Here is a 14,761-nt window from a genome sequence, read left to right on the forward strand (position 1 = left end):
TGCTTCCACTGTCGGATGCGTACTCCCGTCGCGCCCCGCGGTAAGTACTTCCGTAATACGGAATAACTTTTCTACTATCTGGAAGCAATGTAGGTGTGCGGGTGAAGACCGTCAAGAGGCGGACAACCGGGCACGCCCTGGAGGACGATGTCGCCATGTCCGAAAGCGTGTCGGTGCGCTGTCCGGTCTGCCGGCGCGAGCACCTCTTCGCGGCGCCGTCGTACCCGTGCGAGTGCGGCGCCCCCGTCTGCCCGCCGCTGGACCCGCACGGCACCCCCACCGCCGTCACCCATCAGGTGTGGGACGAGGCGTGGGTCGCGGTGGAATGCGGGGTCTGCGGCCGCGGGGCCGAGTGGCCGCAGCCGGAGCTGGGCTGTGGCTGCGGGACGGTGCTGCGGATTCCGGTGGCCGGGGACACCTGCACACGGACGGAGGCGGATGCCCCCGCTCCCCCGCGGCGCGCCTTCCAGCCGATCACGATCCGCACCGCGCGCGACGCGGTCACCGTCGCCGCGCTGTATCTGCGCTGGCTCGGCTACCAGGACATCCGGCGCGCGGACCAGCGGCCACCGTCCGGTATCGGCCTCGCGGCCCGCGGGCTGCTCGCGCAGGTGGACCCGACAGTACGGCCGGCCTCACCGCGGGACGTGGAGTGCCTGTGGCTGACGGCCATGACGGAGTCCGCCCGCTGCGTCTACTTCTCCCTGGCCGGCTACACCGCCGAGGCCCGCGCCCAGGCCGACTCCCTCGGCGTCCCCCTCTTCGTCCTGGACCTGACGGGCACGCCCCAGCCGGTGAACAGCCTGGCGGACGAGCTGACCGGCACGTAGGCCTCCGGCGGTCGGGCGGCCCGGCAGCACGGGGCCCGAAGCGGACACCGGGACCGACAGAACCCGAGCCGGACTCGACGGCCCACCCGGCGGGCGGAGCCGGACCGGCGGCTCGGCCACACAGAACCCTATGCGTGGCGCCGAGGAGGACAAAACCCGAGCCGGACTCGACGGCCCACCCGGCGGCCGGAGCCAGGACCGGCGGCTCGGCCACACAGAACCCTATGCGTGGCGCCGAGACGGACAAAACCCGAGCCGGACTCGACGGCCCACCCGGCGGGCGGAGCAGGGGCCGGCGGCTCGGCCACACAGAACCCTATGCGTGGCGCCGAGGCGGACAGAACCCGAGCCGGACTCGACGGCCCACCCGGCGGGCGGAGCAGGGGCCGGCGGCTCGGCCACACGGAACTCTATGCGTGGCGCCGAGGAGGACAGAACGCGAGCCGCGACCGACCGCGCACCCGGTGAGCAGAACCAAGGTCGGCGACTCAACAGCACACAACCTGAAACGGGCACCGAGCCCGACGGAACACGAGCCAGGCCGACGGCCCCTGGCGCGCGGAGCCAGGGGCGGCGGCTCGGCCATGCGGAACCCCACGCGTGGCGCCGAGGCGGACCGTCCTGACCGGGGCCGGGCGCCGGGGGCGGAGCCTTGACCGACGGCGGCGGCAAAGCGGGGCAGGCAGGAGTCGAAGCCAGGTGCAGCGTCCCGGCAGGGCGGAGCCCGAGCCAGGTGCGGCGGTTCGGCAGCGCTGATGTGAAACAGGCGACCCCGACGGACCTCGCGCGCACCCGGAGGCCGAGGCGGACAGAACCTGAGCTCCGGCCGGACACAACCGCCCGCCCCAGCCCGCAAGGCCCCCTCCGACGACCGGCATCCGAAACACAGGCGTGCCGACCCACCCACGGCCCCGGCCCCGGCACCGGCACCGGCGCCCGAAAGCGCCCCCGCCGCCCCCGCCCCGCTCACCCCTCCGCGTACGTCTCCCGCAGCTCCACCTTGCGGACCTTCCCGGAGACCGTCATCGGGAAGGACTCCAGGATCCGCAGCCGGCTCGGGATCTTGTAGTGCGCCAACCGCCCCTCGCAGAAGCCGCGCAGCTCGTCGAGGGTCGGCGGGTTGGCCGGGTCGCGCGGGATCACGCAGGCCAGGACCTCCTCGCCGTAGCGCTCGTGGGGGACGCCGACCACCTGGACGTCCGCGATCTTCGGGTGGCCGTAGAGGAACTCCTCGATCTCACGCGGGTAGATGTTCTCGCCGCCCCGGATGATCATGTCCTTGATGCGGCCGACGATCTCGACGTACCCGTCCTCACGCATCATCGCCAGGTCACCGGTGTGCATCCAGCGACCGGGGTCGACGGCCTCCGCCGTCTTCTGGGGCTCGTTCCAGTAGCCGAGCATCACGCTGTAGCCGCGGGTGCACAACTCCCCCGCCGTGCCCCGGGATTGGGTGACCCCGGTCGCAGGGTCGACGACCTTGACCTCGATGTGCGGCAGCACGCGGCCGACGGTGCCGGTGCGATGCTCCAGGTCGTCGTCCCTGCGGGTCTGCAAGGACACCGGAGACGTCTCGGTCATGCCGTAGCAGATGGAGACCTCCGCCATGTGCATCTCGGCGACCACCCGCTTCATCACCTCCACCGGGCACGGCGAGCCCGCCATGATGCCGGTGCGCAGCGAGGAGAGGTCGTACGTCGCGAAGTCGGGCAGGTTCAACTCCGCGATGAACATGGTCGGGACGCCGTACAGCGAGGTGCAGCGCTCCTGCTGGACCGCGCGCAGGGTCGCCGCCGGATCGAAGGAGGGTGCCGGGATCACCATGCAGGCACCATGGGACGTAGCAGCCAGATTCCCCATCACCATGCCGAAGCAGTGGTAGAAGGGCACCGGGATGCAGATCCGGTCCTGCTCGCTGTAGGCGATCAACTCACCTACGAAATAGCCGTTGTTGAGGATGTTGTGGTGGGAGAGCGTGGCCCCCTTGGGGAAGCCCGTCGTGCCCGAGGTGTACTGGATGTTGATGGGGTCGTCGCAGGACAGCTCCGGGTACACGGCGTCCGGCACGGCCCGCCCGAGCAGCGCCTCCCAGCTCGGGTCGCCGATGTAGACGACCTCCCGCAACTCCCGGCACCTGCCCCGCACTTCGTCGACCATCGCCCGGTAGTCACTGGTCTTGTGGCTGAGCGAGGCGAAGAGGAGGGAGATCCCGGCCTGGTTGAGGACGTACTCGACCTCGTGGGTGCGGTAGGCCGGGTTGATGTTGACCATGACCGCGCCGATGCGGGCGGTGGCGTACTGGACGAGCACCCACTCGGGGCAGTTGACCGCCCAGATGCCCACCCGGTCCCCCTTGGCGACCCCGGACGCGAGCAGCGCGGACGCCAACTCGTCGACATCGGCGCCGAATTGGGCGTAGGTCCAGCGCCGTCCCGACGGCACGTCGACGAGCGCCTCGCGCTCCGGCCAGGTCGCCACCGCCCGGTCCAGGTTGGCGCCGATCGTGTCGCCGAGCAGTGCGGTCCCGCTCGTGCCATGCGCGTACGACAGTCCACCCACCGAAGACGTCTCACCTACCGAAGACATGTCACCCACCGAAGACGTCCCACTCACCGAAGACACCTCACTCCCCGAAGACACCTGGCTCACCGGAAGTCCTCCTCGCGGTACTCCGCGTCCGAACCCGCCGCCGTGGCCTCACGCAGCTCGATCCGCCGGATCTTGCCCGACACCGTCTTGGGCAGCTCCCCGAACTCCAGCCGCCTGATCCGCTTGTAGGGCGCCAGCGTCTCCCGGGAGTGCTCGAACAGCACCTTGGCCGTGTCGGGGCCGGGCTCCCAGCCCTCCGCCAGCACGACGTACGCCTTCGGTACCGCGAGCCGCAGCTCGTCCGGCGCCGGCACGACGGCCGCCTCGGCCACCGCCTCGTGTTCGAGGAGCGCGCTCTCCAGCTCGAACGGGCTGATCTTGTAGTCGGAGGCCTTGAAGACGTCGTCGCTGCGCCCGATGTAGGTCAGGTACCCGTCCGCGTCCCTCGACGCCACGTCGCCGGTCCGGTAGTAGCCGCCCGCCATCGCCTCGGCCGTGCGGTCCGGGTCGCCGTGGTAGCCGGTCATCAGGCCCACCGGCCGGGCCGACAGGTCCAGCGCGATCTCGCCCTCGGCCGCGCCGGGCGCGCCGGAGACCGGGTCGAGGAGTTCCACCTTGTAGCCGGGGCTCGGGCGGCCCATGGAGCCGGTCTTCAGCACCTGTCCGGGGCTGTTGGAGACCTGTACGGCCGTCTCGGTCTGGCCGAAGCCGTCCCTGATGGTGATGCCCCAGGACCGCCTGACCTGCTCGATGACCTCGGGGTTGAGGGGCTCACCGGCCGCGACCACCTCCCGCGGCGGGGTGCGCAGCTGGGTCAGGTCGGCCTGGATGAGCATGCGCCACACGGTCGGCGGGGCGCAGAAGGTGGTGACCCGGGCCCGGTCCATCTCGGACATCAGCCGGGCGGCGTCGAAGCGCGTGTAGTTGTGGATGAAGACGGTCGCCTCCGCGTTCCACGGCGCGAACAGGTTGGACCAGGCGTGCTTGGCCCAGCCGGGCGAGGAGATGTTGAGGTGCACGTCGCCGGGCTTGAGGCCGATCCAGTACATGGTCGCCAGGTGCCCGATCGGATACGAGGTGTGCGTGTGCTCGACGAGCTTGGGGCGGGCCGTCGTCCCGGAGGTGAAGTACAGCATCAGCGGGTCGTCGGCCAGGGTCGGGCCGTCGGGCAGGAACTCCGCGGAGGCGGCGTACGCGTCCTCGTACGGCTGCCAGCCCTCCGGTACCCCGCCGACGGCGATGCGCGAGTAGTCGCCGGGCACCTCGTCGAACTTGGCGGCGTCCTCGGCCCGCACCAGGACGTGCCGCACCCGGCCGCGCTCGACGCGGTCGCGCAGGTCGGCGGGGCCGAGCAGCGGGGTCGCCGGGATGACGACGGCCCGCAGCTTCATGGCCGCGAGGGCCGTCTCCCACAGCTCGGCCTGGTTGCCCAGCATCACGAGGATCCGGTCCTCGGCCTCGACCCCGCGCTCGCGCAGCAGGTTGGCGACCCGGTCGGAGCGTTCGGCCATCTCGGCGAAGGACAGCCGGACCTCGCTGCCGTCCTCCTCCACGATGTGCAGGGCGGTGCGGTCGTTGCCCCGCGCGATGACGTCGAACCAGTCGAGCGCCCAGTTGAAGTGTCGCGGGCGGGGCCAGGTGAAGCCCTCGTACGCCGTCGCGTAGTCCTCGCGGTGCTGGAGCAGGAAGTCCCGCGCCCCGCGGAAGTCCTCCGTAGCCGTCATCTTGCGTCCTCCTCGTACCGGACCATTGCCGGGCGGCTCTCTGCCATCGTGTAATCCGTGATGCAGGTCTCACTACCCCCGAACGGGGGTGCGTGCCGCCGGGAAGGGACGAACGAGTGACAGCGGACGCGGGTGGTGCGGTGGAGATCCGGCGTGCCCTCGTGCGGCTGCGGCGTACGACGGGCCTTCCGGTCGCCTTCGGCGGCCTGGTCGAGTCCGGGCGTCCGCAGATACGCATCAGCGAACTGAGCGGTACGGACACCCGTGCCCTCCTGGCCCTTGCGGTGACCTCGGGAAACGGGCTCGGCGGCAGGACCGTCGCACTGGCCCGCCCGTGCGCCGTGGCCGACTACTCCGTGTCGAGGCAGATCAGCCACGAGTACGACGCCGCCGTCGCCGCCGAGGGCCTGCGCGCGGTGCTGGCCGTGCCCGTGGTGGTACGGCGCCGGGTGCGGGGCGTGCTGTACGGCGCCCTGCGCGACGCCCGCCCGCTGGGTGACCGCACCCTGACGGCGGCGGTGGACGCGGCACGGGACGTGGAGCAGGCGCTGGTCGTCGGTGACGAGGCGCGGGACGTGCTGGCGGCGGCGCGGGCCGAGCCGGATCCCGGCGACGTCTCGGCGTGGGAGCAGGTCCGGGAGGCCCACTCGGCGCTGCGGGCGCTGGCCTCGCGGATCGGCGATCCCGGGCTGCGGGCGGAGCTGCTCGACGCCTGCGCGCTCCTGACCCCGGCTCCCGTGGCCGTGAAGCGGGGCGCAGACCACGCACCGACCGCTCTGGCCCCGCGTGAGCTGGACGTCCTGGCCTGTGTGGCGGCCGGGGCGACGAACGCGGGGGCGGCGCGGCGGCTGGGCGTGGGCGCCGAGACGGTCAAGGCCTACCTGCGCTCCGCCATGCGCAAGCTCGGGGCCGGGACGCGTGGCGAGGCGGTGGTCGCCGCACGCCGGGCGGGACTGCTCCCGTAACAAACCCGGCCACTCCCGTAACATTCGTAGCCATATCATTCATTCGCGGGCGCTTTGAATTTCGCCATACGGAACCGGTTGTTATCTCCCTCACCACATCTTCCCGCAGAATTTCGAAGCACCTTGCCTAATATTGGCCAGGACACGACACAGGGAGGGGAAGCGGTGACGGTGCCACGCGACTTCCAGGAGCCTGCGAGATGTCGCCCCGACCTGGTCATCGGCCGGGACGAGCTGTTCGTCCAGGCCCGCGAGCAGCTGGCCCGCGGGGGCAGCGTGCTGCTGCACGGTCCCGCCGGAATTGGAAAGTCGACCGTCCTCAGGTCCCTGGCCGCCGAATGCGGCGGAGCGGCCCGCACCGTGCTGCGCTGCTCGGCCACCGAGTCGGAATCCCATCTCCCCTTCCTGGCCCTCGCCGACCTCTTCGGCCTGGTCCTGGACGACATCTCCGACAAACTGCCGGCCGCCCAGCGCACCGCGCTGGAGTCGGCGCTGACCGGTCGCGGCGAGTCCACCCTCCAGCGCGACGGCCTCGCCCTGCGGCTGGCCGTGCTGTCGGCGCTGCGCGCTCTCGCCGCCGAGGGTCCGGTCCTGATCGTCGCTGACGACGTCCAGTGGCTGGATCCCGCCAGTCTCGAACTCCTCGGTTTCGCCGCCCGCAGGCTCGGCGACATCCCGGTCCGGATGCTGTGCGCCGTCCGGACAGACGGCCCCGAGTACGACCGCCATCTACGCGCGTTGCCCCCGGACAGTCTCGCCGTCCGCTGCAACCCGCTCACCCGCGCCCAGGTGGCCGCCCTGCTCGACCACCGCGGCTACGGCGGCCTCCAGCGCTCCACCGTCCGCGACATCCACCGCACCAGCGGCGGCAACCCGTTCTACGCCCTGGAACTCGGCCGCGCGCTCACCGAGAACCCGACCCCGCCCCGGCCCGGCGAGCCCCTGCCGGTGCCCACCTCGCTCCGGGCCCTGGTGCTCAGCCGTCTGGAGATGCTGTCCGAGGAGGCCCGGCGCACCCTCCTGGTGGCGAGCGCGGGCGCCCGCCCCACCCCGGCCCTGCTGCACGCGGCCGGCCGCGGGGACGCCGAGGCCGAGATGGCCCAGGCGGCGGCGCTTGGCCTGCTCGCGACGGAGGCCGAGGGTCCCGCCGTACGGTTCGCGCATCCGCTGATCTCGGCCGCGCTGTACGCGGAGGCGCCCGCGCAGGAACGGCGGGACGCGCACCGGGCGCTGTCCACGGCTGCCTCCGACCCGATCGAGCGGGCCCGCCACCTGGCCCTCGCGACCAACGGCACCGACCCCGAGGTGGCCGCCCGGCTGGCCGAGGCCGCGGCCCTGGCCCGGGACCGGGGCGCGCCCTCGATGGCCGCCTCCCTCGGGCTGCTGTCCGCCCGGCACACCCCGGCCGACAGCGAGCCCGCTCCCGACGTACGACGGCTCGCGGCGGCCGAGGACGCGATCACCGCCGGTGAGCTGGACCTCGCCCGGGACATCGCCCGGGACGTGCTCACCCGGGCCACCGTGCCCGCGGACCGGGTGCGGGCCTGGATCATCGTGATCGACACCGCGGGCCACGCGATGACGGAGGTCGACGCGGTCTTCCCGCAGGCGCTGGCCGACGCGGGCGACGACCCCCAGCTGCTCGCCCTGATCCGCTACCAGCTGGCCTGGCGGGCGCTGCTCGTCGAGGGCGACTTCGACGAGGCGCGGGAAGAGGCCGCGCGCGCGGCGGCCCTGGCCGCACGGGGAGGCGACCGGTACAACGAGCTGATGGCCCTGTCCTTCCAGGCCCAGATCGAGACCCTGATGGGCCACCCGGACGCCCCCGCGACCATCAAGCGCGCCCTGAAGGAGCCCCAGGACCCGCGGGTGTCCTGCCATCACAACGGCGCCGGCTACTCCCGCTTCCGCTGGCTGATCATGAGCGACCAGCTGCCCGAGGCCCGTGCCACGGTCACCGCGCTGCTGCGGGAGGTCCGGCGGCGCGGGTCGGTCGAGAGCGAGGTGCACTTCCTGCGCGGGGTCGCCGAGACCGAGCTGCGCTCCGGGCACTGCGGGCGGGCGCTCGACCTGGCCCGGGAGAGCCTGATGATGGCCCGGGACACCGGCATCGGCGAGGTGGCCTCGGCCGTGCTCGCCTCCCTCGCGGAGGCCTCGGGCGGGCATGTCGAGCGGGCGCTGGAGCTGGCCCGGGAGGCGGTCGGCCACGCCGAGGAGAACGGCGACCAGATGTACGAGTCCCGGGGTCTGACCGCCCTCGGGTACGCGCAGCTCGTCGCCGGGGACGCGCAGGGCGCGGTCCGCTCGCTGCGCCGGGTGCGCGAGCTGGAACAGGGCCTCGGCATCACGGACCCGGCGCGCGGCCGCTGGCAGGGCGACCTCGCCGAGGCCCTCGTACGCATCGGGGAGACGGGCGAGGCGCAGGATCTCATCGACGTGACGCGGGTGAACGCGCTCCGGCTGGGCCGCGAGAGCGTGCTCGCCGTGCTGGACCGGGCCGAGGCCCTGGTGCGGGCCGCACGCGGTGAACTCGAGCCGGCGCTGGCCCAGTTGACCTCGGTGCAGGATCGTCTCGCCAAGCTGGGCCACGGCCTTGAGGAGGCCCGCGCCGCCTTCGCCCTGGCCCAGCTGCGCACCCGGCGGCCGGGACCGACGTCGTACGACGAGGCGGCCCGGCTCTTCAGGCGCTGCCGGGCGCTGCCGTGGCTGCGTCAGGTGGAGGCGGCCGCACTGGCCCGCCCGGCGGCGCCGGAGCCCGTGCCGCCCCTCGCGCCGGACGGCCTTGACACCCTCGAAGGGCTCGCCTCGATGGAGCGCCAGGTGGCCGCGCTCGTGATGGAGGGCGCCACCAACCGGGAGATAGCCGCACGGCTGTTCATCAGCGTGAAGACGGTCGAGGCGACGCTCACGCGGGTCTACCGCAAGCTCGGGATCCGCTCCCGGGTGGACATCGTCCGGCTGGCGGCGGGGCGCAGGCCGTAGCCGAGGGACCGTCACCACCGCTCCGGACAGGGCCGACCGAGGGTTTTCCCTGCCCAACTCCCTTAGGGGGTTCCCTCATTGGGAAGGGGAACTTCCGCGTTCTAGCTTATGAACGTGCCGCTCGCCCGGGCATACGGGGGTCGGTCCCGCGACCCCCGTGTACCAACCCCCACACCCGCGCGACCCCCCACCGGCAACCCTGAGGAGACTCACCGATGTTCGGTCTCACCCGTGCGAAGAAGGCCGGCGCCGTCGCTCTCGCGACCTCCGCTGCCGCCGCCACCGCGTTGCTCGGCGCCCCCACCGCCGTCGCCGCTCCCCAGCCCATCGTCGGCGGTACCACGACGACCACGACCTCGTACCCGTTCATGATGCAGATCACGGACGCCTCGCAGAACCAGTTCTGCGGCGGCACCCTGGTCTCCGCCACCAAGGTGGTCACCGCGGCCCACTGCATGGTCGGCGAGACCACCAGCAGCGTCAGAGTCGTCGGCGGCCGCACCTACCTCAACGGCACCAACGGCACGGTCAGCAAGGTCAGCAAGATCTGGATCAACCCGGACTACACCGACGCCACCAACGGCGACGACGTGGCCGTGCTGACCCTGTCGACGTCGATGCCGTACACGAAGGCGTCGTACGTCTCCTCGTCCCAGACCAGCGTGTACGCGGCCGGCACCACCGCCCGCATCCTCGGCTGGGGCACCACCTCCTCCAACGGCAGCTCCTCCAACCAGCTGCGGACCGCGACCGTCCCGATCGTGTCCGACTCCAGCTGCAAGAGCTCCTACGGTTCGGACTTCGTCCAGACCGACATGGTTTGCGCCGGATACACCTCCGGCGGCACAGACACCTGCCAGGGCGACAGCGGCGGTCCCCTGCTCATCGGGGGCGTCCTGGCAGGGATCACTTCTTGGGGAGAGGGCTGCGCGCAGGCCGGTTACCCGGGTGTCTACACCCGGCTGACCACCTTCTCCAGCCTCGTGACCGCGCAGGTCAACTCGTAGGTCCCCAGAGGTTCTCCTGAGCGCCCCACAGGTGCCCGGGTGAGAAACAAGGGGGCGTTGCGGGCCTCCACGAGCGGCCCGCAACGCCCCCTGTCCATGTCCGCGATCCGTGTTTGAATGACCGCCATGGTGTCCACGGAGCGTGTCCTCGCCTTCGCGGCGATGTCCCTGCTGGTGATCGTCATCCCGGGGCCCAGCGTGCTGTTCGTCATCGGCCGCGCTCTCGCGCACGGCCGCCGGACCGCGGTGGCGACGGCGCTCGGCAACGTCCTCGGCTCCTACCTGCTCGTCGTGGCGGTCGCGGTGGGGATCGGGTCGCTGGTGGAGCGGTCGGTCGCCGTCTACCTGGCCGTGAAGCTGGCGGGCGCCGCGTATCTGGTCTTCCTCGGGGTCCAGGCGTTCCGGCACCGGCGCGAGCTGAAGGCGTCGGCGATCACCTCCCGGCCCGCGGGACCCGCGCGTGGCGATCTGCGGACCGTCCTCGACGGCGCCCTCGTCGGTGTCACCAACCCGAAGGGCATCGTCTTCTTCGCCGCGGTGCTCCCCCAGTTCGTGGACCACGCGGCGGGCCACGTACCGGCGCAGATGCTGCTGCTCGGCCTGGTCCCGATCACCATCGGCCTGGTCACGGACACCCTGTGGGGCCTGAGCGCGTCGGCCGCCCGCACCTGGTTCGCGCGATCCGACCGCCGTCTGTCGATGATCGGCGGCGCGGGCGGTTTCGCGATGATCGGGCTGGGCCTGACGGTGGCGGTGACAGGGCGGGCGGACTGAGACGTCCCCTTCAGGACGGTTGTTTCTGTACGACCGTCCCGAACCGGATGTCGTACGGCGTCCCCGGGTGCAGCGTGGCGAGCATCCGCTCCCCCTCGGCCGTGACGTCCTCCTGCTGCGCCTTGGTGAGCCGGCCGAACGGCTCGACGACGAGCGCGTCCTCGGTGAGCTTCCAGACACCCGCGAGAAAGCCGTCGACGAGGAGCGTGCAGTAGGCCTGGTTGCCCTGCCAGCTGCGGCCCCAGTACTCCTTCGGCACCACACGGGTGCGGTCGGCGTGGGAGAGCAGCAGGTTGTCGAACTCCGGCAGGAAGCGCGGCGGGGCCGGGGTGTCCTCGGCGGGGCGGGGGGCGTCGGGGAGGTCGAAGAGCTCGACGCCGTTCTCGTCGCGGAAGGTCAGCAGCCGAGGGCGGAGCCGCTCGAAGGCGTCGCGCAGGCGGGTGAGTCCGGCCCAGGTCTGCATGTCCTTGACGGAGGCGGGACCGAAGGCGGCGAGGTAGCGCAGGACGGTGGCGTCGGGGGTGGGAGTGGGCTGGGTGGGGCGGCCGAGCCAGTGCTCGGCGGTGGTGAGCGCGACCTGGCCGCTCCTGCCCCACAGCCCGCGCGGGGTGACCTGGACGAGGGGAAGCCGGCAGCGGGCGGCGATGGCGAGGGCCTGCGGGTCGGCGTCCGGCCACTGGGCGAGCAGGGCCTCGCGCAGCTGCTTCATGGTGCGCGGCTCGGCCTCGACGAGGTCGCGGGCGAGGACGGCGAGACGGTCGAGGTCGACGCCCTCGAGTCCCTTGCGGAAGTTGGTGAGTTCGCGGTCGCGGGCGGGCTGCACGAGCGGCCGCAGGGTGAGGCAGTCCTCGGCGGTGTGGGTGTGGATCGTCGAGCGCATGGTGACGATCCGGGCGACCTCGCGGTCGGCCATCAGCTGCGACAGCGCCTCGGGGGTGAACCCGTCGAGGCGGGCGGCGAGCGCCCAGTACGGCGGCTTGACGTTCTGGGCCTGGAGACCGAGCAGATGCCCGACGGCGGCCTTCACGGAGAGCCCGGACCGGCGCAGGAGCAGCTGCCGGTCGAGGGTCGCGCGGTTCAGGGCGCGGGTGCCGAGCACAGGGGCCGAAGCGGTCGTCTTCGTCATGGGGACCACGCTAGAGGCGCTTGCGGACAAGTCCTGTCCGCAACTCTCGCCGAAGCCCCCGCGAAGGCCTCCCCTCCGATGTCATTTGCCCCGTATACCCTGCTCCGTGATCCCGCCGACATGGGCTCGGCCCGAGAGCGAGAGGCAGCCAGGATGTCCGAGCGACGCGCCCGCCCCGCCGCGAAGAACGCCTTCAGGAAGTCCGGCTGGCGCCGAGCCCTGATCCCGCCTTCCGCACCGCCGCCGACCCCGGCGCCCGCGGCCGGTCCGCCCGCCTCCGAAACGTCCGAGCCGCCGAGCATCGTCCAGGCGTCCCTGTACCGGGACGGCGTACGCGTCTCCTCCCCCGCGACACTCGCGGACACCTTCCGCGAACTGCGCGAACAGCCCTCCGGCATGGCGTGGATCGGCCTCGCCCGCCCCCCGGAGAGCGAACTCCTCTCCCTCGCCGAAGAGTTCGACCTGCACCCGCTGGCCGTCGAGGACGCGATGGAGGCCCATCAGCGCCCGAAGCTGGAGCGCTACGGCGACACGCTCTTCGTGGTCCTGCGGGCGGCCCGCTACCTGGACGCCCCCGAGGAGGTCGACTTCGGCGAGCTGCACGTGTTCGTGGGCCCGGACTTCGTGATCACGGTCCGGCACGGCGCGGCCCCCGACCTCTCTGCGGTCCGGCACCGCATGGAGAAGTCTCCTGAGCTGCTGAAGCTGGGCCCCGAGGCCGTCCTCTACGCCATCCTGGACGCGGTGGTCGACGGATACCTGCCCGTCGTCGCGGGCGTCCAGAACGACATCGACGAGATCGAGACGGAGGTCTTCCGCGGCGACCCGGAGGTCTCCCGCCGCATCTACGAACTCTCCCGCGAGATGGTCGAGTTCCAGCGCGCCACCCGCCCCCTGGTCGGCATGCTGCACGCCCTGATGGCGGGCTTCGCGAAGTACGGCACGGACGAGGAACTCCAGCGCTACCTGCGGGACGTGGCCGACCACGTCACCCACACCAGCGAGCGGGTCGACAGCTTCCGCCAGGCCCTCAGCGACATCCTCACGGTCAACGCGACCCTCGTCACCCAGCAACAGAACGCGGAGATGCGGGCGTTGGCGGAGGCGGGGTTCGAACAGAACGAGGAGATCAAGAAGATCTCTTCTTGGGCGGCGATCCTATTCGCGCCGACGCTGGTGGGGACGATCTACGGGATGAACTTCGATCGGATGCCGGAGTTGCACTGGGTACTCGGATACCCCTTTGCGATCCTCCTAATGGCGGCCGTATGTACCAGTTTGTACGTCATCTTCAAGCGGAAAGACTGGCTCTGAGTAATCGCCCTGGGAGACGCTCCCGTGAGCGGGCGCGGCCCGGATCGCAGGATCCGACGACGGGTTCCAGACCGCTGGGGAGAATCTGGGGAGAATGAGCCTCGCTCCGATGCGGGCGGTGTCCTGCGATCGCGGGCGTTGCCCTGCGGACGCCTCGCCGCTCACGCGCAGGCTGGGAGCACTGATCGGCACGGAAGCCATCCTTGCGAGACCGGGAACTTCTCCCTCTCGCGATCGGGCTCCGGACCGCCCCACGGCAACTCGACCTCGACAGCGGGGTACTCCAGGAAGTACTCGGCCAGCGCTGAGGCAACCGAGGAAGCCACGTCTACGACGCGCGTCTTGCCGCCCTTCGGGAGCGTGAAATACAAGCGCCCGTGCAGGAGTTGAACCTGCCGACGGACGCGCAGCAGTCCTCTGCGGAAGTCGACGTCCTCCGGTGACAGCCCGAACACTTCGCCCTGACGCAATCCGCAGCCCAGAGCGACCACGGCGGCGATCCGGTAACGCGGGTTGATCGAGTCCCGGACCCGCAGCGCGGTCTCCAGCGGCCAGGCTTCCCGCTGGTCGTCAGGCGCCTTGGGCCACCGCACCGACTTGGCCCGCAGCGGGTTGCGCACCAGACGCTTGTCGTCGATGGCGGTCTCGAAGATGTTCGAGAGCGTGGAGAGGATCTGACGCGAGTACCGCGGGGAAAGCTCCCTCACCAGCGTGGCGATGTAGCCCCGCAGTACCGTCGGGGTGATGTCGCGCAGGGACACCGCGCCGAGATGAGGCCGGATGTGGAGCCGGACCCACGCCGTCGCCCTCCTGCCAGTCCCCGCGGTCGTAGCGCGGCGGCACCACCACCCCACCCTCCAGGGCGCGCAGCCTCTGCACGATCCGCTGCTCGCGCAGGGCGCCGGCCAGTTCCTGCTCCAGCACCGCGAAGAGCGCCTTACTGAACTTGGGCCTGGACAACGGCGCCTTCGACGCCAGGGTCCGCTCTCCACCCTCCTCCCAGGCCCGGCGCCACCGCTGCACGGACCGTACGCTCGAACGGTTGACGCCGGAAGACCTGTGGGAGTTGTACCAGCGAGTGGTTCCGCCGGCGCCGGAACGCCCGCAGGGCAGAGGGCACCGTCGGCGAGGTGACCGCGAAGCACTGGCGGCGATCATCTTCGTGGCGACCCCTCGGGCTGCACCTGGACCAGCAGCCGCCGGGATTTGGACTGTCGGGTGTGACCGCCTTCCGGCGGTTCGCCGAGTGGACCAAGGCCAGGATGTGGGCCAAACTCCACCGCCTGGTCCTGGATGAAATCGGCCCCCAAGGCGGATTGGACTGGTCGCACGGCGCGATCGACTCGGTTGGACCGGAAAAATGGTAGGGGCCACTCATTACCGAGCGGCCCCTACCCACGTGCAGCCGGAGAATTTATCCACCTTAAAGGCGTCAGTATGGCGGCAGATC

10 protein-coding genes and 2 pseudogenes are annotated in these 14,761 nt (G+C 71.5%); 7 read left to right on the top strand and 5 right to left on the bottom strand.

The features are described from left to right. Nucleotides 1-155: 155 nt before the first annotated feature. On the top strand, nt 156-830 hold the full coding sequence (locus tag ACFYZ8_RS30165) for a hypothetical protein (RefSeq protein WP_388538146.1): 675 nt from the start codon (nt 156-158) through the stop codon (nt 828-830). 966 nt (nt 831-1,796) lie between these two features. On the opposite strand, the gene ACFYZ8_RS30170 is transcribed toward ACFYZ8_RS30165, so the two are convergent. Together ACFYZ8_RS30170 and ACFYZ8_RS30175 are read right to left on the bottom strand one after the other, a co-directional pair. Further along, on the bottom strand, nt 1,797-3,416 hold the full coding sequence (locus tag ACFYZ8_RS30170; RefSeq protein WP_388538145.1) for an AMP-binding protein: 1,620 nt from the start codon (nt 3,414-3,416) through the stop codon (nt 1,797-1,799). Nucleotides 3,417-3,475: 59 nt separating this feature from the next. Continuing rightward, nucleotides 3,476-5,143 carry an AMP-binding protein gene (locus ACFYZ8_RS30175; protein ID WP_388538144.1) on the bottom strand — a complete coding sequence of 556 codons (1,668 nt, stop codon included), beginning with the start codon at nt 5,141-5,143 and terminating at the stop codon, nt 3,476-3,478. Between the two features lie 116 nt (nt 5,144-5,259). Here ACFYZ8_RS30175 and ACFYZ8_RS30180 point away from each other — a divergent pair, with 116 nt between their 5' ends. The 4 genes from ACFYZ8_RS30180 (at nt 5,260) to ACFYZ8_RS30195 (ending at nt 10,871) form a co-directional block, all read left to right on the top strand. Continuing rightward, the gene (locus ACFYZ8_RS30180; protein WP_388538142.1) at nt 5,260-6,108 is read left to right on the top strand and encodes a LuxR C-terminal-related transcriptional regulator; all 849 of its coding nucleotides are present in this window, start codon (nt 5,260-5,262) and stop codon (nt 6,106-6,108) included. Between the two features lie 165 nt (nt 6,109-6,273). Beyond that, complete coding sequence (locus ACFYZ8_RS30185; RefSeq protein ID WP_359031435.1) at nt 6,274-9,090, top strand: AAA family ATPase; 2,817 nt, start codon at nt 6,274-6,276, stop codon at nt 9,088-9,090. Between the two features lie 215 nt (nt 9,091-9,305). Beyond that, nucleotides 9,306-10,097 (top strand): serine protease, encoded by a 792-nt coding sequence (locus tag ACFYZ8_RS30190; RefSeq protein WP_359031433.1) that lies wholly within the window; start codon nt 9,306-9,308, stop codon nt 10,095-10,097. A gap of 126 nt (nt 10,098-10,223) precedes the next feature. Beyond that, nucleotides 10,224-10,871 carry a LysE family translocator gene (locus ACFYZ8_RS30195; protein ID WP_388538140.1) on the top strand — a complete coding sequence of 216 codons (648 nt, stop codon included), beginning with the start codon at nt 10,224-10,226 and terminating at the stop codon, nt 10,869-10,871. A 10-nt stretch (nt 10,872-10,881) separates the two neighbouring features. On the opposite strand, the gene ACFYZ8_RS30200 is transcribed toward ACFYZ8_RS30195, so the two are convergent. Then, nucleotides 10,882-11,997, bottom strand: a complete 1,116-nt coding sequence (locus ACFYZ8_RS30200; protein WP_388538138.1) for a winged helix DNA-binding domain-containing protein — start codon at nt 11,995-11,997, stop codon at nt 10,882-10,884. A gap of 153 nt (nt 11,998-12,150) precedes the next feature. Here ACFYZ8_RS30200 and ACFYZ8_RS30205 point away from each other — a divergent pair, with 153 nt between their 5' ends. Continuing rightward, complete coding sequence (locus tag ACFYZ8_RS30205; protein WP_388538137.1) at nt 12,151-13,311, top strand: magnesium and cobalt transport protein CorA; 1,161 nt, start codon at nt 12,151-12,153, stop codon at nt 13,309-13,311. 161 nt (nt 13,312-13,472) lie between these two features. On the opposite strand, the gene ACFYZ8_RS30210 is transcribed toward ACFYZ8_RS30205, so the two are convergent. Continuing rightward, entirely contained in the window at nt 13,473-14,072 is a 600-nt protein-coding gene (locus tag ACFYZ8_RS30210; protein WP_388538403.1) for a tyrosine-type recombinase/integrase, read from the bottom strand. A 24-nt stretch (nt 14,073-14,096) separates the two neighbouring features. Beyond that, nucleotides 14,097-14,223: pseudogene (locus ACFYZ8_RS30215) on the bottom strand (arginase family protein); the annotation flags it as partial. Between the two features lie 130 nt (nt 14,224-14,353). On the opposite strand from ACFYZ8_RS30215, the pseudogene ACFYZ8_RS30220 reads away from it, so the two are divergent. After that, nucleotides 14,354-14,660, top strand: a pseudogene (locus tag ACFYZ8_RS30220) (transposase); the annotation flags it as partial. Nucleotides 14,661-14,761 lie beyond the last annotated feature (101 nt).

The sequence above is a fragment of the Streptomyces sp. NPDC001668 genome (assembly GCF_042893155.1).
In the GTDB taxonomy this organism is placed as follows: Bacteria; Actinomycetota; Actinomycetes; order Streptomycetales; family Streptomycetaceae; genus Streptomyces.